Genomic DNA, 21,409 nt, shown 5'->3' with positions numbered 1-21,409 from the left:
TTTCAGTCATGGAAACCGAGGGCGATCAGGACGAATCTCTCCCCTCAGTCCGCCATGCGGCGGACAGCTCGTCCTGCAAGAACGGACGACCTTACGGTCGCGTTATATCCGCTCGCCTGTCGGCTCGCCCGGGCCCTACAAACGCCGCCGGCGTTTGATTTACGGGCCCAGCCTCCCACGGAGGGGAGCCACCGCCATACCTTCGGCTCTCTGCATTTTCCTTCCCCTCAGGCTGAGTCCGTAAAGCAAACGCCGGAGGCGTTTGTAGGACTCAGACGAGCCGACAGGCGAGCAGAAATACGCCGGACGCAGTCCGTCAATTCCTGCCGAAGAAGGTGGCAGCCGAAGGCTGACGGATGAGGCGACCAAAGAAAAGCGCGGCCAAATACCCGCGGCTCCCCTCTCTGAGGGGAGCTGTCGGCGCTAGCCGACTGAGGGGAGCCGCTACATCAGGCAGCGCGTCAAGCTTCGAAGTAGCCGGAGGCGCCCAAGCGGGCGTCGGGGTTGAGGAGCATGGCCTTCTCGACCTCGTGGCCGTTGTAGCGGCCGCCGTTGGCGAGACGCGTGCCGTCCTCGCGGAAGCGGCGGTTGTCGATCGGCTCGTAGAGCGGAGCGCGACCCATCATGCCGTTTTCGAGGCGACGCTGGCCGGCGGCCAGTCGGGCGTTGGCGCGCTTGCGCCATTCCTCGAGCGCCTTCTCGCCGGCGGTGTGGGCCACGGCGGCCTCGAACGCGCCCGGGTTCACGATCGCGGCGAAACCGCTCACGTGACCGAAGCCGAGCGACGTGGCCAGACCGGCCTTGACCGCACCCGCACCCACGGTGAGCGGCGAGCGCAGCCACACCATGTGGTCGTCGCGGCGCAGCTTCGGGTCCACGCAGTCGAGCGACGCGTTGGCCGGGATCACGCCGGAGTTGAACAGCTGCGTCAGTCCGTTGACCTGGAAGATGCAGGCACCGCCCTTGGCGTGGCCGGTGAGCGTCTTCTGCGAGATCACGAACAGCGGGTTGCCGTCGGTGCGGCCGATGGCGTGCGCCAGCGTGTTGTGCAGTTCGGACTCGTTCGGGTCGTTCGCGTTGGTGGACGTGTCGTGCTTGGAGACCACGGCGATGTCGTCGGGCGCGACGCCCAGCTTGGCGAGATCGTGCACGAGCTTCGAATCGCGTCCGCCGAGTCCAGCCGCCAGTGCGCCGAGGCCGGGGGCCGGGATCGACGTGTGCGCGCCGTCCGCGTAGCTGTGGATGAAGCCGATCACGCCAGCGACCGGCAGGCCAAGGCGCAGCGCGATGTCGCCGCGGGTGAGCAGGATCGTGCCGCCGCCCTGGGATTCCAGGAAGCCACCGCGGCGACGGTCGTTCGCGCGGCTGAAGAAGCGCGCGTCGATGCCCTTGCCGTACATCTCCGCGGAGTTGGCGGTGGCGTTCATGTTGCCGAAGCCGATCACCGATTCCACGCCGATGTCGTCGATCGCGCCGGTGACCACGAAGTCGGCCTTGCCGAGCGCGATCTTGTCGGCGCCTTCCTCGAGGGAGACGGCGGCGGTGGCGCAGGCGGACACGGGCTGGATCATGTTGCCGTAGCCGCCGATGTACGACTGCATCACGTGTGCGGCCACCACGTTCGGCAGCGCCTCCTGCAGGATGTCGGTCGGGATCTCGTGGTTGAGGAACCGGTCGAGGTACAGCTTGCGCATGGAGCGCATGCCGCCGAAGCCGGTGCCCTGCGTGCTGGCCACGAGCGATGGATGGATGGACTGCAGGATCTCGGTGGGCGTGAAGCCGGCGGACAGGTAGGCGTCCACGGTGGTCACGATGTTCCACAGCGCGATCTCGTCCACATCGCCGACCATGGAGGCGGGGATGCCCCACTTGACCGGGTCGAAGCCCTTCGGGAACTGGCCGCCGACCGTGCGCGTCATGGTGGCGCGGCGCGGCACGCGGATCATGGAGCCGGCGTGGCGGGTCACGGTCCATTCGCCGGACTCCTCGTCCTTGGCGATGCTCGTGTGGGCCTCGTCGAGCTTCACGTATTCGCGGGCGACGTCCTCGCTGGGCACGGAGAAGGCGACGTCGTGGTCGAGGTAGACCTCGGCCTCCTCCTCGTCGGCGCCGTCCTTGTAGTCGGCGCCCATGCCCTCCTCGAACGGGCGGATGCCGGAACGGGCCACGACCTCGTCGTGGTAGCGTTCGGCGATGTCCTCTTCGGGAACGAGGTTGCCATCGGTGTCGTACCAGCCGGGCTTGGGGCTGTCCTGCCAAGTGAGCAGTCCCATGTTCCACGCGAGTTCGAGGATCGCGCCGGCGGACAGGTCGACGGTGCCGTCGGGGTGGATGCCGAGTTCGGCTTCGAAGCGCGTGCGGCCGGAGCCCCACGGTCCGAGTTCGCCCACGGACACGATCACGATCTCGTCCTCCGGACGGACGGTGACGTTCGTCCAGTCGGCCAGATCGACGGGCGCCTGATGCGGCACGTGCGGGGTGGGCAGCGCCTTGAGCGTGGCGGTCTTCGCCGCGGCGTCGGCCTCGGCGGACTCGTTCGTATTGTCGTCGTCGGCGTGCTTCGCGGCGTCGGCCATGGCCTCGGCGCGCAGTGCCTTGATGTCGATCGGATCGTTGCCGAGTCCGCCGGTCAGGTCCACGTCGAGCGGCGCCGTGACGGCGGCCTCACGCTGCTCCGCGGTGCACAGGCCGAGCAGTTTCTCGGCGATCTGCGCGGTGGAGTACGTGTGGATGCCGTGGCGTTCGACGACGTCGACCAGCGGGTCGTTGCCGCCCATGAGTCCGGTGCCGCGAACCCAGCCGATCTTCGGGTGGGCGAACGTGACCCTGTTGGACCACACCTTTTCGGCGCGGGCGCGGTTGACGATCGCGTCGAACGCGCTCTTGACCTCGCCGTACGCGCCGTCGCCGCCGAAGATGCCGCGGTTCGGCGAGCCGGGCAGCACGACGTGGAGCTTGTGCTGCACGTCGGTGTCGGCGCCGATGGCGGACAGGCCGGCGATCGCGCGTTCCACGCCCCACAGCATGAGGCGGGCCTGCGATTCGAACAGTTCGCCGGAGTCGGCGAGCGTGCCGTGCACGGGCGGGGCCGCGAACGGGAAGAACATGCTCGGCTCGTAGGCGGGCTTGAGGATGGTCGTGGTGGCGCCGTTCACCTTCTTCTGCACGTTGCCGATCCAGTCGACGAGCGCGTCGACGTCACGGTAGCTGGACAGGTTGACGGGCACGAGCCACAGGCTGGCGTCGCCGGCCGCATGCTCGCGGTACACGCGCTTGGCCCAGGCCTTGATGGACGGGCGGAAGCTGTGCGAGGTGGCGATCACGGTGGCGCCGCCGGCGAGCAGGCCGGCCACGACCTCGCCTGCGATGGAGTTGGCGGACACGCCGGTCACCACGGCCACGTCGTCGGCGTAGCGGCTGGCGGCCTCATCGTCGGACGCGGGTTCGAGCGCTTCGCTGGCGATGGCGTCGAACGCGGCGGCGAGGATCTCGTTGCCGTTCGCGCGGGCCTTGCCGGCGAACCATGCGGCCTCGTCGGCCACGGCCTTGCCCAGACCGCGGAACGAGCCCTCGAGCTCCTCCGGATCGTCGTGGTAGAAGGCGCGGGCCAGATCCTCGCGGGCGGACGCCCAGCGGTCGTCGAACAGGATGGCCTTGTTCGCGTCGAAGCGCGGCTCGACCTGCTTGGGCCAGTCGGAGCCGAGCTCGGCGTTCACGGCCTCCACGACGGCGGCGTTCTCGTCCTCGCCGGGCTCGGCCACCGGGGCGGCCACGCCGAGCTCGTTGAGCACGAACCGGGCAGTGGCGGCGAGCACGCCGTCCTTGCCGGTCACCTTCTCGGCGAACGCGTCGAGCGCGGCGGAGTCGACCACGGCACCGCCGGCCGCACCACCGGCGGACGGCTTGGAGACGGCCACGCCCTTGGTCTGGCCGACCAGCATCACCGCGTCGTCGATGAGCTTGTCGGCGGCGGCCGCGTTGGCCACGGCACCGGTGGGCAGCTTGGCTAGGTCGTCGCCGCGGGAGCTGGCGCCCTCGCGGGTGTCGAGCAGCAGGGCGGCGGTCACGGCAGCCACCCAGCCCTCGCCGAGCTGCCAGACGTTGGTCACACGGTCGCGGATGTGCGCGGGCTTGACGCCGGCCGCGCCGAACAGAGAGCGCAGACGGTCGCGGATGGCCTCGGAGAGCACCGGACCGAACGGCTTGTAGTTGGGGGCCACCTTGTTCACGATCTGCGCGAGCTGGGTGAGCGTCGCTTCGGCGGCGCCGTCCACGCTGGCCACGCCCAGTTCGGAGCTGATGTCCATGAGCAGCTGGTTGCGGCGGGAGGACACGCCGTTGGTGAGCGTGTCGGTGGTGTCGTTCGCGCCGATCTGATCGATGCGCACCTTGGTGGAGTAGGCCATGAGCACGCCGATGGCGTCGGACGCCTTGAACGGCAGGTCGTCGACCAGGCCGGCGGGCGCGGAGCCGAGCTGGGCGACCGCGGAGTCGGCGGCGGGCGCAGCGGCAGAGGCGGCGGGCGCAGCGGCAGGAGCCGGAGCGGGGGCGGCAGCGGCTGCCGGAGCGGCAGGCGCGGCGGCCGGGGTCGACGCCGGGGCGGAGGTCTCCTCGACCGGCTCGTCGGGCACCAGCGAGTCCGAATCCGTCATGTACACGCGGCCCTCGTCGCGGCCCACGTTGTACACGGTGACGTGACGGTGCTTGAAGTCGGGCAGACGCAGGGTCTTGGCACCGAGGTTGGCGAGCGTCGGCGCGTTGCCGAGGCCCACCTCCACGTACTCCTCCACACCGAGTCCGTTGTGCGCGGCGTCGCCGAACAGCAGCGCCTGGGTTTCGATCCAGCGCACCGGAGATGCGAACTGCCAGCTGAGCAGTTCGGTGAGTAGCAGTCGCCCGAGCTTCTGATCGTCGGCGGCGTAGGAGTCCCACACGGCCGGATCGTCGAGCGCGGCCTTGATGCGCTCGGACGGCACGACCTCGAGGATCTTCGCGGCGAATTCCTTGGTCATCTCGAACGGCACGGCCACGAGGTTCGGAATGTAGCGGCCGACCAGGCGTCCGCGGTAGTCGATGTGCTTGGGCAGCAGCGCGTCGAGCTTGTCGCGGAATTCGGGCACGCCCTTGCGCAGCAGCGTGGAGTGGAACGGCACGTCGATGCCGGGCACGAGCATGAACGCCGGCTTGCCGCCCGCCTCCTTGGCGCGGCGGTTCGCGTCCTCCTTGAGGTACTTGAGTCCGGCGATCGTGCCGGCCACGGCGTACTGGGCGCCGGCCAGGTTGTAGTTGACGATCTGCAGGAACTCGCCGCACTCCTTCGACACCTGCTCCACGTAGGCCTTCACGCCGGAATCGCCCACGCCGAACTGGTTCGGACGCAGCGCGCCCATGCGGTAGTTGGAGCGGCCCTGCGCGTCACGCTCGATGAGGTGGTGCATGGTGGAGCCGCGGTGGAACACGAGCTCAAGCACGGTCTCCAGCGGAATGATGTCGGCGAAGGAACTCAGCGCGTTGTACTCGCCCAGCGAATGGCCGGCGAAGTAGGCGGGCCAGATGTCGCTGCCGGCCTCGCGCAGACGCGCGGTCTGGGCGAACGCCACGGTAGCGAGCGCCACCTGCGTGAACTGGGTGAGGTTGAGCAGGCCTTCGGGGTGACGGTAGGTCACGCCGTTGGCGGTGAGCTCCTTGGGGTTGTCGCGAACCACGGCGAGGATCGAGAAGCCGAGCTTGCTGCGGGTGAGCCTGTCGGCGCGCTCCCACACCTCGCGGGCGGCCGGGGACTTGGCGCGCTCGTCGAGCACCATGCCCTGCTTCTGGATGCCCTGACCTGGGTACACGAACGCGGACTTGGGTGCACGGACGATCGCTGTTCCACGTGAAACAATCTGACCATCGATGCGGCTGGTCACTTCGAGCACCATGCCGCCGTGGTTCACCTTGCCCACGCGTTCCACGGAGATCTCGACCTCGTCGTTCAGCTGGACCATGCCGTACATGTTGTACGTCCAGCCGGCGATCTCGTAGTGCGCGCCCTTGTCGTCGGTGGCCTGCACGGCGTGCTGGGCGGTGGCGGACAGCCACATGCCGTGCACGAGCGGGGCGGCCAGACCGCTCACGGCGGCGCCGCGATGCGACGTGTGGATCGGGTTGAAGTCGCCGGACGTGCGTGCGAACGCGGTCATCTCGCCGGGGGCGGTGACCTTCACGCGGCGCAGCAGACGACGCGGGGTGTCGAGCACATCGGCGTCGATGCCGCCGTAGTCGGGCGCCTCGGGCGGCAGCGCGTCGGAGTAGGCGCGGCCGCGGATGGCGAAGCGTTCGGTCTCGCGGGCGAGCAGCGTGCCGTCGGCGGCGGCGTGGTTCACATGGATCGTGACCACGCGGCCGGACGCGGACTCGAAGTAGTCCTCGGCCCAGCTGGTGAGCGTGATCGTCTCGCCGGTGTGCTTGAGCAGCTCGTCCTCGGTCACCTCGAGCTCGATCAGGTGGTCCAAGTGCACGGCGTTGAGCAGGCCCTCGATCACCGGGAAGCCGTTGACGTACACCGAGCCGAGCGCCGCGTAGATGGCCGGCCATGCCGGACCCACCAGCGCGTCGGGCGCGATGCGCGACGCCATCAGGCTAGCCGGCAGCGCACCGCCGGTGGCCGCCTCATGGTCGAATCCGAGATTGGCGGACAGCGTGTACGTGGCGTGAGCCAGACCGAACGGGTACGCGGACTTGTCGTCCTGCTCCTCGATCGTCGGCATGGCGGTCAGCTTGTCGCCGGTGATGGCGGTGTTGCCGATGCCGGCCGTGGCGGCGAGCATGGCGTACACGTGCTTCGGCAGCGTCTCGCGGTCCACCACGGGCAGGCGGCCCGGCTCGGAGCCGTCCACGAGCAGCGGAATCACGATGTCACGCACGGCGTGCTTGCTCACACCGCCGTCGGGATCGTTGTCCCAGTAGGTGTCCAGATGAATGTCGAGATCGAACAGTTCTCCGCGGTCGGTGTCGGCCACCTTGCGGATCTCGTAGTACTTGTCGCCGTTCGGCGTGCCGTACGCCGGGTTGGCCATGAGATGACCGACCCAGGAGATGTTCGGGCTCTTGCGGATGAACTCCTCGGCGGACGCGGCCTCGCCCAGCTGGGAGAAGACGTCGACGTCGGCGGCCTCATCATGATCGGCGGCGTTCACGCGCTCGACCATCGCATGCTCGAAGCGGCCGAGGATGTCGGCGATCGGCTCGTCCACCGTCGTCACGCCGGCCACGGAGATCGGACCGGGGATGATACGCACGGAATCGGCGGAGTAACGCGAATCCTCCGACTGCCACAGCTGATCCTGACCCCACCAGCGCAGCAGATCGTTGTCGATCACCGGAACAAACGGCATAGGCTTCGGATACTCGCGCACCAACACCGGGAACCACGCCACGTCGGCGGGCACCACAGTGATCTCGCCGGCCTGCGGATAGGCATCGGCCAAACGCTCGATCGCCGCGTTCGGATCGGACTCCACATCCTCACGGGAGGCGAACAGCGACTCGAACTCGCCGGAATCCTGAGCACGCACACGCGCCTCAATACGCTGCAGCAAATGCAGGAAACGATCGGCGTACGTGTCGTCCACCCACGGGAAGGCGAGCTCGGCGAAACGACGGGCCCAATCCAGGTACGTCATGGTCTCCAGATCGCCGAAGTACGGCTTGGCGGTCTTGTTCAGCGCCGCGATGATCTCCTCGCGACGACTGTCCAGCTCCTCCGGATGCTTCATCACGCGCACCAGCAGACGGCCGCACTGCGCGGACGAGTTCTCCAGTTCGTAGATGTCAGCATGCAGATGGCTCAGACCGGACGTCACGCCGCCCACGGCCTTGCCGGACGGCACCCAGCGCTCGCCGATCGGCGCGAACGGATCGGTCTCGTCCGCGGCGGCGGTGATGCCGGGCGTATCGACCAGCATCTGCTTGACCTGCGGGCTGGTGTGCGCCTCCTTGGCGGTCATGGCGGCGGTGCCCACGAGCACGCCGTCGACCGGCATGAGCGGCAAGTCGTAGGCGCGGGACCATTCGCCGGTGATGTAGTCGGCGCCGCGCTCCGGCGTGCCGATGCCGCCGCCGGCCACGAGCACGATGTTGCTCTGCTCGCGCACCTCGGCGTAGGTGCTGGTCAGCAGGTCGTCGAGCGACTCCCAAGAATGGTGTCCGCCGGCTGCACCGCCCTCGACCTCGATGATCACCTTGACGGGGGCCACGGCCTTGGCGATGCGGATCACGGAACGGATCTGATCGACCGTGCCGGGCTTGAAGCACACGTACGGGAAGCCGTCGGCGTTCAGGGTCTTCACGAGTTCCACGGCCTCGTCGAGCTCGGGGATGCCGGCGGAGACGACCACGCCGTCGATCGGCGTGCCCGAGGCGCGCTTCTTCGGCACGATGCGCTGCGAACCGAACTGCAGGTTCCACAGGTAGCGGTCCATGAACATGGCGTTGAACTCGACCGTGCGGCCCTCCTCAAGCTCGCTTTCGAGTCCGGCGACGTGACGGTCGAACACCTCGGCAGTCACCTGGCCGCCGCCGGCGAGCTCGGCCCAGTAGCCGGCGTTGGCTGCCGCGGCCACGATCTCCGGCTCAACGGTGGTGGGGGTCATGCCGGCGAGCAGCACCGGAGGCTTGCCAGTCAGATCGCTGAACGCGGTGCGCACCTTGTCGCCGGCCGGCGTGTGCAGCACGCGCGGGGCGAAGCGGGTCCAGTTCTGCGTGCGCGCCGGATCGGACTCCAGCGTGGAGAGCTTCGCGCGGGCCTCGGTGGTGGACGCGTCGACCACGCCCACGCCGGTGCCCTGCGCCACGGTGGCGAGCAGCTTGCCCACGACCGTGCCGGGGCCGAAGTCCACGACCCACAGCGTGGCCGGATCGGTGGATTCCATGGTCTCGCGCACGCGGGCGGCCCAGTCCACATGGCTGAGCAGCACCTCATCGGCGAGCGCGCGGGCACGGTCGGCGTCGATGCCGCAGGCGCGCGCCCATGCCACGGCCTGTTCCACGGCGTCGGCCATGAGCGGCGAGTGGAACGGCAGGGTCACGTCGAGGTATTCGAGCGTGGGGTCGAACACGCGGCCGCCGCGCACCTTCTCCTCGCGCAGACGGGCCTGTCGGGCGTGCTCCTTGCCGACCTCGATCTCGAACGCGCCGAGATCCTCCGGATAGCCGGAGAGCACGTAGTGGTTGGCGGAGTTGGTGACGGCGATAACGATCGGGCCGCGAGGGTTGACCACGCGGGCGACGAGCGCATCGATCTGCGCGCGGGTGACGTTCTTCACGCTGAGCATCGGGGTGGCTTCGCCGCTGCGCGAGTTGAGCGCGATCTGGCGGGCCTGGCGGGTGCCGGCGACGCCGATGAGCGTGGCGGTGGCGAGGATCTCGTCGATCTGGCGGGCCGCGGCCTCGAACGAGCCGGCGGCCTGGATGGCCTTGACCATGTGCACGGCGAGGATGCCCTGCGAGTGGCCGAGCACGGCGACGGGCTTGGTGGCGGCCACGTCGTAGCCGAGCGCGCGGGCGTCGAGCAGCGCGCCGAGCTGGGTGAGCGCGATGCCGGGCACGCTGGCGGGGGCCGCGGCGGCCGCACCGAGACGGGCCGGGTTGGGCTCGAAGCCGAACAGGTCGACCGGACGGCCGGTGGTGGCAAGCAGGTCGGCGGCCACGGGGGTGAGCATAGTGTGGGCGGCGGCCACGTGATCGTGCAGCGCCTTGTCGAGATCGGGGTTGGCCGTCTGGTCGGCGAGCGCGACGGGCCACGGGGTGCCCTGCCCGGCGAAGGCCAGCGCGTGCGGTTGGCCGGCGAGACGGTCCAGGAAGAAGTTGCTAGTCATTGATTGTTCCTTCGATCGGTTTGTTGAATGAAGTCTGTTTACAGCGGCTGGTTGCCGTGGTGCTTGGTGGTCGGGCGGTGGCGGCGCTTGGTCGAGAGCAGCTTGAGCGAGCGTTCGATCACGTCGCGCGTCTGCTCGGGGTCGATCATCGCGTCGATCTGTCCCATTTCGAGCGACAGGTTCGCGTTCACGGTGGTCCTTTCGTATTCGGCGGCGAGTTCGGCGCGCAGCGCGTCCACGTCGCGGCCGGCCTCCTTGGCTTTCTGCAGGTCCTTGCGGTGGATGATGTTCACGGCTCCGGTGGCGCCGAGCACGGCGATCTGGGAGCTGGGCCATGCCACGTTCACGTCGGCGCCGATGGCCTTGGATCCCATCACGATGTATGCGCCGCCGAACGCCTTGCGCAGGATCACGGTGATCATGGGCACCTGCGCGTTGGCGTACGCGTAGATCACCTTGGCGCCGCGGCGGATGATGCCCGCGTGCTCCTGGTCGGCGCCCGGCTTGTATCCGGGGGTGTCCACGAGCGTGATGACGGGCAGGTTGAACGCGTCGCACAGGCGCACGAATCGTGCCACCTTCTCGCTGGCGTCCACGTCGAGGATGCCGGCGTTCACGTTCGGCTGGTTCGCCACGATGCCGACCGGTCGGCCGTCCACGCACGCGAATCCGACGACGGCGGAGCGGGCGAACAGTTCGTGCACCTGTACGAATTCGCCGTAGTCGACGATGCAGCGGATCACGTCGAGCACGTCGTACGGCTGGCGATCGTTGTCGGGCATGATCGTGGCGAGGCGCTTGGCGGCCTCCTGTTCGGCGCGGCCGGACGCGAACGCGTAGACGGGCGCCTGCTCGTCGCTGTTCGACGGCAGGTAGGCGAGCACGGTGCGCGCGTAGTCGATCGCGTCGGCCTCGTCCTCGCCGAGGTAGTGGGCCACGCCGGACTTGGCGTTGTGCACGTAGCCGCCGCCGAGCTCGTCCATGCTGATCGTCTCGCCGGTGGCGGCCTTGACCACGTCGGGGCCGGTGACGAACATGTCGGAGTTCTCGCGGGTCATGATGATCAGGTCGGTGAGTGCCGGGCAGTAGACGGCGCCGCCGGCGCACGGGCCGAGGATGATCGAGATCTGCGGGATGAATCCGCTCGCCGCGCACGTCTTGCGGAAGATGTGACCGTACTGGGTGAGCGCGGCCACGCCCTCCTGGATGCGGGCGCCGCCGGAATCGATGAGCGCCACGACGGGGATCTTCAGGTCCATGGCCATGTCCATGAGATGGCAGATCTTGCGGCCTTCGGCGGTGCCGAGCGTGCCGCCGCGCACGGAGAAGTCCTGCGCGTACACGGCCACCTTGCGGCCGTACACGGTGCCGAATCCGGTGATCACCGCGGAGCCGGCCTTGCCGTCGTTGATGTCGCCGCCGTTGAACCGGCCGATCTCCTCGAACGTGTCGGAGTCGAACAGCAGGTCGAGGCGTTCGCGTGCCGTGTACTTGCCCTTGGCGTGCTGACGTTTGACGGCCTTCTCCTCGGCGTCGCGCGCCAACTGGGCGGCCCGCACGATGGTGGCGCGCATCGGCTGCGTCGACTGCGCCTGACGTGCGGGCGCGTCGATGCGCATTCCCATGACGTCGGTCATTTCACGTCCTCCTTCTTCGCGTCGTCGGACTGGGCGTTCGTCGGATTCGTCGTGGTGTCCGTGGTTTCGGAATCGCCGGACGCGTTCTTGCCGTCGGCGGGCTGATCGGCGGTCTTGCTGTTCTTGCCGCCGTTGATGTCGAGCGTGACGAGCGTTTCGCCCGCCTCCACGCCGTCGGCCGGCGAGACGAAGATCTTCGTCACCGTGCCCTTGATCGGCGCGTACACGTAGTTCTCCATCTTCATGGATTCGAGCACGACGAGCAGGTCGCCCTTGGCCACGGTCTGGCCCTCGGCCACGTTGATGCGCGTGACCACGGCCTGCATGGGCGAGGCGATCACGCCGGACGCGGCGCCGTCGTCACGCCTGTCGCCGGTGTCGGCGCTGTGCAGACCCTGACCGCGCAACGGCTGCGTGGGCCTGCGGTCGCCGCGGCGGGCGCCCGCTCCCCCGCCCATGCCGGCCAGCATGGCCTCGGGCATGGTGAGCTTGACGCGCTTGTCATCCACTTCGATCACGAACGTCTCGGCGGACGGCATGCGGCGTTCGGCGGCGTTCGGACCGGTGGTGCCGGACTGCGATGCCGGCTGGCCGACCACGGTGGCGTGTGGCGTCTTGTTGAGGTACGTGCGTTCCAGCCACTTGGTGGTCACGGAGAACGGATGGTCCTCGGCGGTGAAGTCGGGGTTGGTGAAGATCTTCTGGAACAGGGTCTGCGGCGTGGGCACGCCCTCGATCTCCATCTCGCGCAGCGCACGACGCACGCGGGCCACGGCGGCGGCGCGGTTCTGCGCGGTGACGACCACCTTGCCCATCATGGAGTCGAACTTCGGGGAGACGGTGTCGCCCTCCTCCACGCCGGAGTCGATGCGGATGCCGGGACCGGACGGCCACGTGATCTTCTCGAGCGTGCCGGAACTCGGCGTGAGGTTCGTGGCGGGATCCTCGCACGTGATGCGCAGCTCGAAGCTGTGGCCACGCGGGGCCGGCGCCGGGGTGAGCGTGCCGCCATCGGCGATGACGAGCTGTTCGCGCACCAGGTCGAGGCCGCTCACCTCCTCGCTCACCGTGTGCTCCACCTGCAGTCGCGGATTGACCTCGAGGAAGTACACCTTGCCGGACGGCGTGACCATGAACTCGCAGGTGCCCAGGCCCACGTAGTCCACCTGGTCGAACAGACGCTGGGAGAAGCCGACGAGCCGCTGCGTCACCTCGTCGGGCAGGAACGGCGCGGGCGCCTCCTCGACGAGCTTCTGGTTGCGGCGCTGCACCGAGCAGTCGCGCGTGGAGTACACGGTGAAGTTGCCGTGGCTGTCGCGGCCGGACTGGGTCTCCACGTGGCGGGCGCGGTCCACGAACTTCTCGATGAAGTAGTCCTGAAGGTCGCCGCCCTGCAGCGCGTCGTGGTTCATGAAGAAGCGGCGCAGCTCGTCGTCGTTGTGCACCACGGTGATGCCGTGGCCGCCACCGCCGTCGGCGCGCTTGAGCATCACCGGATAGCCGTGCGAGTTGGCGAAGTCGAGCAGTTCGCGCATGTCCTGCACCGGCTCGGACAGGCCGGGCACGGGCGGCACCTTGGCGGATTCGGCCACGCGGCGGGCGCTGATCTTGTCGCCCAGGTCCACGAGGGCCTTGGGGCTCGGCCCCACCCACGTGATGCCGGCGTCGATCACCTTCTGCGCGAATCCGGGCACCTCGGACAGGAATCCGTAGCCGGGGTGCACAGCGTCCGCGCCGGAACGATCCACGATCTCCATGATCTTGTCCTCATTGAGATACGTGTCCTTGTAGGTGTCGCCGGACAGCAGGTACGCCTCGTCGGCCATCTGCGCGGCCATGGATTCGCGATCCTGCTCGGCGTACACCACCACGGTGGCGATGCCCATCTCCTGGGCCGTGCGCACCACGCGCAGCGCGATCTCGCCACGGTTCGCTATCAGCAGCTTCTTCATGATTCCTTTCCACAACGTTGCGTTAGTTCATTCGTCGTACGTATCGTTTCCGACCCGCCGCAGACTCCCCTCAGTCGGTTGCACCGGTGGCTCCCCTCATGGAGGCTGAGTCCGTAAAGAAAACGCCGGCGGCGTTTTTAGGACTCAGGCGAGCCGACAGGCGAGCAGACAATGCGCGGCCGGTACGGCCGTCCACTATTGCAGGACGAGCTGTCTGCCGCATGGCAGACTGAGGGGAGTTGACCAGCGATATTCCCGATTCCGAGTTCAAGTTCAAGTTCGAGCCGGCCGATCCCGTGCATCACTCGACCCCCACATCCCCGGTGGTCACCGTGTGCACAGTGCCGTCCGCGAGCCGAATGCTCAGCGAAGCGTCCGCGTTGATGGATTCGGCAGTGCCCTCCACCGTGCGTCCGCTCGCCGTGCCGTCGTCCGTGGCGAGGTGCGCGACGACGTGCCGGCCGAGCGTCCAGCTGCGTTCGGCGACCTCGTCACGAAGCCGCGCAACGGCGTGCGTCGTATCGTTCGCGAGCGCGGTCAGACGGATGCGCAACGACTCGGCGATACCGTTCGCGATGGCGTTGCGCAGCGTCTCGTACGGCGGCAGATCGTTGATATCGTTGACGCGCAGGTGCAGCGACGTAGATTGTTCGATCGGTAAACGATCCTCGGACACGAACAGGTTCATGCCGATGCCGAACACGATAATCGCCGTGTCACCACGCACCGCGGCCAGCTCGGCGAGAATGCCGCCCAGCTTCTTCCCGCCCAGAAACACATCATTCGGCCACTTCAGCGAGAGCCGGTTCTCGCTCAGGCTCTCCTCATGAGTGAGGGGAGCTGTCGGCGTAGCCGACTGAGGGGAGTTGATCCCCAGTTCCCCCATAACGCTTTCCACCGCATCGATGGCCGCGAGTCCCGCGGCCATCGTCATCCACCCTGAGCTTCCCCCATCGAGCAGTGCCTTGGGCACCGCCGTCACATACGAGCCGATGAACGACCCCCCCGGCTCGTTGTACCAGGCGCGGCCAAGCCGACCACGTCCGGCCGTCTGCGTATCCGCCAGCACCACACTCATCGGCAGCGGGCGGTGCGATGCGGAGCAGCGGCTCCCCTCAGTCATGCTGCGCATGACAGCTCCCCTCAGAGAGGGGAGCCCAAGCTCTTCACCCTCGGCTCCCCTCTCTGAGGGGAGCTGTCGGCACAGCCGACTGAGGGGAGCTGCCACGTTCATCTTCCCCACGCCGAACAGTCCGCACACCACCCGCGCCACATCAGCGCTACCGGCGTTGTCAGTCAAACCATCCAGTGCCTTGCGCACGGCGGCCGTCGCATACGTGTTCGTCGAATCCACGCTCGTCAGCGCACACACGGAATCAAGCTGATCGAACGCCGCGGCATCGGAGACTACGCCATCACGATCATCATGCTCCACCGCGTCACGCTCCACAGCCGTCGGGACGACGGATCCACGATTCGCATGATCGCGATCGCACTCCGCGCCGTTCCGCTGATCGGTCTGCTGCATACGCGACTCCTTGATGGCCGACGTCCGCGACGGGCGTCATTGACGATGAACATTCCCGGCACACACCCCAATGCGCCGGTGTTACCCACAACCTACCCGCGTACCCGTTGCGCACGAAAGACGACAGCCGACAAAATTCCCGACGGGATTTTGTATGGTTCTACAAACCGTTCCGTAGCTTAGCTTTCTAGGATGGAGGCCATACGGTAAATAATCGGCTTGATTTCAACGTTTTCAGGCCGTGTATGACGAATGGGGACGTCAATCGATCTACGTTGGCCGCCGCCATGACGGAAGGGATTTTGTATGAATGCACAACATCGCAACCAGACGTTGGGAACCGTGTCCAGGACCGCGGACGCCACGCGCGCCCGTCGTCTGCTGATTTCCGGCGCCAAGGCGCTGCTGTTCGCCGGTCTGATGTGGGCGTCGGCCGCCGCCGGCGAGATCCCGGTACCTGGCACGCCGGTGCCGATCACGCTGCAGACGTTCGTGGTGATGCTGGCCGCGCTCACGCTCAACTGGCGTGAGGCCGGCTCCTCGGTGGCCATGTACCTGGCCGCCGGCGCCGCGGGCATGCCGGTGTTCGCGGGCGGCGCGTCCACGGCCGCACTGTTCGGTCCGAGCGCCGGATTCCTGGTCGGATTCCTGCCGGGCGTGATCGTGGCGGCGCTGCTGCGTGGCAAGGCGCGCACCGGTTCGACCGGCCAGCGTGCGCTCACCTCGTTGCGTTACTTCGGCGCGAGCCTCGTCGGCTGCGTGGGTGTGGTATACGCGTTCGGCTTCGTGATCCAGTCCGCGCTGACCGGCGCCCCGCTCGGCGCCGTTGCGCTGGCGTCGATGGGCTTCGTGGCCGGCGATCTGGTCAAGGCCGCCGTCGCCTCGCTCGCCTGCGCCGGCTTCTCCGGGCTGATTCACCGCTGAGCCGTGGATTCGCCCCGTCATCGCCCCGGAAAAGCAGACGAACACACATTAGAAAAACGCAGAACTGCAATGTAGCGATTTTTGATCCTTGGAATTTCAGGGTTCAAAATGACCTACATTGCAGTTCTGCGTTTTTCTTCGACCGAAAATCACCAAAGCCGAGCCACAACGCAACATCACTCCCAATTACGAGCCGAAACGTAGAATCGATGGCGATGAAAGGCAATACACACAAGGCTCAAGAAACGGCGGCGACCACAGCCGCTTCCCCCGCCGCCACCGGTGAAGACCGAGGCTTCTGGCATATTGCACGCTGGACCCTGGCCGTGCTGGCCTGTCTGTGGCTGGCGTTCTGCTCGGCGGTCGGACCGATCTACCGCGCGGACGGCACGATCGCGGACTTCTCGATCTGGAACGCGCTGATCGGCGTGGTCATGTTCTGCGTATACCTCACGCTGGTGCACGCGCTCGCCATGATCGGCGATAGACGATCCTATGGCAAACAATCCTCAGGCAAAGCGCGCGGCAGCGGCGACAATCCCCAGACATATCCCGACGATCCACAATCCTTGGTCGAGCTTGCCGCGTCCGCATCCCCAACCGATGCGTCCACAACCGAACGCCCGCGCGCAATCCCCAGCGTTGTGCACACCATCCACGATCTCAGTGGAAAAGTCGGCGGATTCCTGCGCCGCGCGGCACGCCCGGCAACCATCTTCATCACGCGGCACGAGCGCACCATCATACGCCATACCGACCGCACGATTCGTATTTTCGCGATGCTGATCGTCGGATGGGCGTGGTGCTACGTCACGCTGCTCAGCGCGTTCGGCGCGGACGTGTTCTCGCAGATCCGCGAATTCACGTCGTTCTGGGAGCAGACGCACGGCAACCCGCAACCGTATCTCGACGGCACGCTCGTGGTCAACACGATCATGGACGTCTACCCGACCGCGCACTACCTGTGGCCGGCCGACCCCACGTTCCTCACGAACCAGCACAACATTCTGCTCACATTGCTGTACGGCGGCATGGGGTATCTGAGTCAGTCGGTCACCGGCTCGCCCGACGCGGGACTGATCATCCTGTCCGGACTGCAGTTCGTGTTCGCCGCGTTCTGCTGTGCCGCCACGGCGAACCGATTTTTGAATCGACCGTTTGTTGGGATCTCAACACGCGCTCCCCTCAGTCCGGCAGTCGCCGGACAGCTCCCCTCAGAGAGGGGAACCACCATGACAAGGGTTACCACCTCCGCCGCCACGCGCGTGATCGTGCTGGCGCTGCTGCTGGTCAATCCGATCGTGATCTTCAGCACGATCTCGCTGACCAAGTCGCCGCTGTTCGCGTTCGCGTTCGTCTGGTGGTTCGGCGCGCTGTATGAGCTGTACGCGACCTCGGGCAAGACAACCGAGAGCACGGCCACCACCCATCCCCGCCGCACCACCGTCGTCGCGCTCGCGCTGAGCACGCTGGTCATGCTGGCGAGCGCCAAGTACGGCCTCTATATCGTGTTCCTGCAGCTCGTCCTCGCGCTGATCGCCGACCGCAAACGCTGGCGCACGTACGCGGTCGCCCTGCTCATCCCGCTCATCGCGTTCCAGGGCATGATCACCGCGCTCACCGCCACGAACACGATCATCGGCGGCGATCCGATCGAAAGCAAGGGCGTGCAGCTGCAGCAGATCGGCCGCATCGCCCAGCGCGACCCCGACAGCATCCCCGCCAGCGCTCGCGAGAAGATCGAGCCGATCATCGATCTCGACGGCGCCGCCAAGGCCTACTTCCCAAACGACGCCGACCGTATGAAGTCGTCGGGCAGCGCCGAGGACAAGACGGTCGCGTACAAGTGGCGCACGGTCACGGCCAAGGACATGGAGAACTTCAACAGCGCCTGGCTTGAGATGGTCAAGGCGAGTCCGGTGGTCGCCATCGACGCGCTGCTCGCCAAATGCTACGGCTACTTCGACGTGTTCGACGTGCCGTACGTGTCGGCGATCTACTACGTGAACAACGGCAAGGTGCAGAAGGACACCACGATCATCAAGCACTGGTTCCACGGCTGGCGTGACGCGGTGGCGTGGTTCGCGAACGGCTGGTCGCACATTCCGGTGATCGGCTGGCCCGTGCACGGCAATTTCTGGACGATCCTCACGCTCGTGGTCGGCGCAGTTGAGGTGGTGCGCCGTCGCTGGCGTGCGCTCGCCTATCATCTGCCGATGCTGCTGCTCATGGGCGTGATGATCACCGCCCCGGCGAACGACTTCGACCGCCACATGCTTCCGCTGGTCTTCTGCTTCGCCTTCCTGGCCCTCTGGTTCCGCCGCGACGGTCGCAACATCAGCGACTGACCGGCTAGCCGACTGACCGACTAATTGCTGTTGCCCGCTGGCACCTGTCCGGCGGGCAACAGCATATCGATGGGCTCCAATGTTCTCGGCTCCATTGGTTCGCGGGCCGTGCCGACTATGCTGGAACGTATGGCATTTTCAGTTCGTTCCGCGTTTTCGCGAGGGAGTCGCAGCAAGCAGTCGGCACAGGTGCCCGAACCGAAATCCGATGCCGACGCCAACGTGACGGCAGACGGTACGGACACAACGGATGACGGCGAAATTCGGCACGACGAAGGTGCCGAAAACAGCGTCGCAACCGGCAGCGCCAAAGCCAGTAGCGCCACAGCCGGCAATGCCAAGACCGGCAGCGTCAAAGCCAAGCGCACCGCCGAACGACACAGCCGCCGCATTATCGTCACCGAAGTCGTGCCGCCGGCGGTCGAAATCGAAAAAGCCAAGGAGGCGCGGGAGGCCGCCCGCGAAGCCCGAGAGTCCCGAGAGTCCAAGTCCGCCGATTCCTCCACGCAGCCACGACGCCGCCGGAAGACTGCGCCCACGCGAACCACGCACACCGACCCCACACTGAGCACACTGACCGACGCACTGTCCGGCACGGGCGCATTCGCCACCGACGTGCCCAGCCACGGCCGCGCTCACACCCGGCGACGCGTCGACGATGCCGTTCGGTCCGCTGACTCGCAGTCCGCAGCCGACGTGCGTTCCATGGACGAGAACTCCGCTATCGTGCAGTCCAAACAGTTCGGCCAGTCCGGCCAGTCCGCGCGGGCAGCACAATTCGACCGCGAAACGGACTCCGACCGCATGGCTCCGGCCGATCGCACGACACCGTCTGACCGTGCAATGTCGTCCGCTCGTATAACACCGTCCAGCCGCACAACATCAACATCATCCAGTGACTCCGATCGAGCCCGTTCAGGACAGGCCGCGCAGTCCAGACAGCCCATGCGCCGTTCCGCACGAACCAGTCGTGTCGCGCGGAATCCCGCTGCGCAGCCCGATCGTTCCGCGCAGCCCACACAGTCCGCGCAAGAACAGCCCGTCCAATCCATTCGTTCTGCACAGCCTACGCACGCACAGTCCACCCACGCACAGTCCGCTCACTCACAGTCCGTCCACGCCGAGCAGTCCACACATGCACGACCCGCGCGGCCCGCCCTGTCCGTGCATCAGCCGATCGCCACTCCCCCGACCGTGGCCGACGAGGCGGAACGGCTGATCGAACGGTTCCGCCTGCAGAGGCCGCACACGCAGCCGCTTGACATGCCGCCCACGTTGCGCGAGATCGTGCGGGAGGCGGAGATCCATCTCAACACCGATCTGGCATGGTACCGCGCGCTCAACGACGCCGACCGTCTGCAGCTGCGCGCGATCATCGAAACCGCCGTCGCGGATTTCGTCGACTGGTTCGCCAAGATCGATACGTCCGCGTTCTCCGACACGTTGATTCGCGAACGGCAGGCCACGCATGGCGCCGCGGAGGCGACGAACGATACGGGCGCAACCACATCCAACAGCACAGGCGCAACCACATCCGGCACCACAACGTCCGGCAGTACGACATCGTCCACCGGCATCACAACGCACACCGCCACAGCACGCCCCAATCGTAAGTCAAACGATAAAACAAATAAATCCGCCAGCGTAAACGACGCTACTTCGACCACCGCGAATCCCAATCAGTGCAACGCCTCCGACGGTATGAACGGCGCCGCTCCAAAACCGTTCAATCCCGATACCATCGACGACGCGTTACTGCATCCGTCCACTGATCACATCTTCTTCGTCGCACCGCTCGAGTTCACCAAGTCGATCACGCTGAACCAGACGGTAGAGCTCACGCGGTTCATCGTGGATGTGATGGAGCGCAACGTCACGAGCATCGCCAAGCCGGGCCGCGAGCAGGATATCCGCAACGCCATGCTCTACTATTCGCGCGAAGTAGCGTTCTCCGCGGCCACCGTATACGCGTCGTCGGCGCAGGCGCGCGGCGACTGGGATGCCCGACTCGAGGCGCTCACCATCGCTGATCTGCTCGACGGCGTGACCAGCCATCAGGTGTCGTCACGCATGAGTCTGCTCGGATGGTCGAGCGAATTCCGCTGCTTCGCCATGGCCGGGCACATGCACGACCATACCGGCGAGATCAGTTTGAGCATGGCTCATCGTCAGATTCGCGAGGCCGTGCGATCGCTTGGCGGAGAATGTTTAATCGGTGAACATGAGACGCTGATGGTCGCGCTGATCGACCCGCGTGACGGCGGCGAACCGGAGGACTACTACCAGGCGGTGGCGGACTACTTCACCGACGATTCGCCGGTGAGTATCGGACCGGTGCGCGAGGGATTGGATGGCGCCGCGTACACGCTGCGGGCGGCGGTGAACAGTCACCGCGCGTCGCGCTGCCTGACCGATCTGCCGCGGCCGTTGCGCAGCGACGACGTGCTGCCCGAGCGTGCGCTGCTCGGCGACGCCGACGCCCGACGCGAACTGTACGACAACGTGTACAGCGTGCTGCGCGGCGACGACACCACGAATCCGCTGCTGCTGACGCTGTCCACGTTCCTGCGGTCCGGCAATTCGCTCGACGCCACGGCGCGTGAGCTCAACGTGCATCCGAACACCGTGCGATACCGGCTCAAGCGGTCGGTGGAGGTGACGGGCTGGGATCCGATGAATCCGCGCGAGGCGTACGTGCTGCTCACCGCCATTAAGATCGGCCTCATGCTCGACGACTGACGCTGCCGAACACTTCTTCTTGTCGGAGTGCCGATACACTCTGCGCTGCGGGTTCGTCGTGCGTCTTATACGAACCCGCACCGCAGCACGTGCCACACTGCGGGTCCGTTCACGACGCACGACAAACCCGCAGTAAGCATCACGCTCCACTGCGGGTATATATACGCGTTGTGACGAACCCGCAGTAAACGCGCTCCTCCACTGCGGATTCGTCACGCACCACATACAAACCCGCAGCGAACGGTCGACCGTACGGCGCGATGATGTTGGCGATGAACCACCCGTACACACCGCGCACCACAACACACCGCACCCGCCGCGCGCATACGAAAGGGCCCCGGAACGTGACGAATCACAGTTCCGGGGCCCTTCCCGTTGCAATCTTTGCTTGTCAAAAGCTGGAGCGGCACCGCCGAGACGTCAG

The 21,409-nt window shown here is 66.7% G+C and carries 6 protein-coding genes and 2 pseudogenes; 3 read left to right on the top strand and 5 right to left on the bottom strand.

What is annotated here, in order from left to right; genetic code table 11:
- Positions 1–461 precede the first annotated feature (461 nt).
- From D2E23_RS12025 to D2E23_RS06430, 5 genes and pseudogenes are all read right to left on the bottom strand, one after another.
- Positions 462–2,495: pseudogene (locus D2E23_RS12025) on the bottom strand (beta-ketoacyl synthase N-terminal-like domain-containing protein); the annotation flags it as partial.
- Between the two features lie 62 nt (positions 2,496–2,557).
- A pseudogene (locus D2E23_RS06445) lies at positions 2,558–9,857 on the bottom strand (fatty acid synthase subunit beta domain-containing protein); the annotation flags it as partial.
- 38 nt (positions 9,858–9,895) lie between these two features.
- Complete coding sequence (locus D2E23_RS06440; protein ID WP_093960601.1) at positions 9,896–11,494, bottom strand: acyl-CoA carboxylase subunit beta; 1,599 nt, start codon at positions 11,492–11,494, stop codon at positions 9,896–9,898.
- Positions 11,491–13,446, bottom strand: a complete 1,956-nt coding sequence (locus D2E23_RS06435; RefSeq protein ID WP_126030137.1) for an ATP-binding protein — start codon at positions 13,444–13,446, stop codon at positions 11,491–11,493. Before D2E23_RS06435 ends, D2E23_RS06440 begins: the two co-directional genes overlap by 4 nt.
- A 301-nt stretch (positions 13,447–13,747) precedes the next feature.
- Positions 13,748–14,974: a biotin--[acetyl-CoA-carboxylase] ligase gene (locus tag D2E23_RS06430; protein WP_126030136.1), complete on the bottom strand. Its 1,227-nt coding sequence runs from the start codon at positions 14,972–14,974 to the stop codon at positions 13,748–13,750.
- 306 nt (positions 14,975–15,280) lie between these two features.
- Between D2E23_RS06430 and D2E23_RS06425 the strand changes: the two genes are divergently transcribed.
- The 3 genes from D2E23_RS06425 to D2E23_RS11815 all read left to right on the top strand — a co-directional run bounded on the left by D2E23_RS06425 (position 15,281) and on the right by D2E23_RS11815 (position 20,985).
- Positions 15,281–15,898 carry a biotin transporter BioY gene (locus tag D2E23_RS06425; RefSeq protein WP_126030135.1) on the top strand — a complete coding sequence of 206 codons (618 nt, stop codon included), beginning with the start codon at positions 15,281–15,283 and terminating at the stop codon, positions 15,896–15,898.
- 209 nt (positions 15,899–16,107) lie between these two features.
- Positions 16,108–18,246 (top strand): DUF6020 family protein, encoded by a 2,139-nt coding sequence (locus tag D2E23_RS06420; RefSeq protein WP_126030134.1) that lies wholly within the window; start codon positions 16,108–16,110, stop codon positions 18,244–18,246.
- 129 nt (positions 18,247–18,375) lie between these two features.
- Entirely contained in the window at positions 18,376–20,985 is a 2,610-nt protein-coding gene (locus D2E23_RS11815) for a PucR family transcriptional regulator (RefSeq protein ID WP_164520716.1), read from the top strand.
- Positions 20,986–21,409: the final 424 nt, after the last annotated feature.

The sequence above is a fragment of the Bifidobacterium callimiconis genome (assembly GCF_003952005.1).
Taxonomy (GTDB): domain Bacteria; phylum Actinomycetota; class Actinomycetes; order Actinomycetales; family Bifidobacteriaceae; genus Galliscardovia; species Galliscardovia callimiconis.
The sequence above is the reverse complement of the archived record's forward strand: the minus strand, read 5'-3'. Positions and strand labels throughout refer to the sequence as shown.

Bases quoted from the DNA above. Each gene is read 5' to 3' on its own strand.
- D2E23_RS06425 (WP_126030135.1), top strand. From the start codon at position 15,281: ATGAATGCACAACATCGCAACCAGACGTTGGGAACCGTGTCCAGGACC.
- D2E23_RS11815 (WP_164520716.1), top strand. From the start codon at position 18,376: ATGGCATTTTCAGTTCGTTCCGCGTTTTCGCGAGGGAGTCGCAGCAAG.
- D2E23_RS06420 (WP_126030134.1), top strand. From the start codon at position 16,108: ATGGCGATGAAAGGCAATACACACAAGGCTCAAGAAACGGCGGCGACC.
- D2E23_RS06440 (WP_093960601.1), bottom strand. From the start codon at position 11,494: ATGACCGACGTCATGGGAATGCGCATCGACGCGCCCGCACGTCAGGCG.
- D2E23_RS06430 (WP_126030136.1), bottom strand. From the start codon at position 14,974: ATGCAGCAGACCGATCAGCGGAACGGCGCGGAGTGCGATCGCGATCAT.
- D2E23_RS06435 (WP_126030137.1), bottom strand. From the start codon at position 13,446: ATGAAGAAGCTGCTGATAGCGAACCGTGGCGAGATCGCGCTGCGCGTG.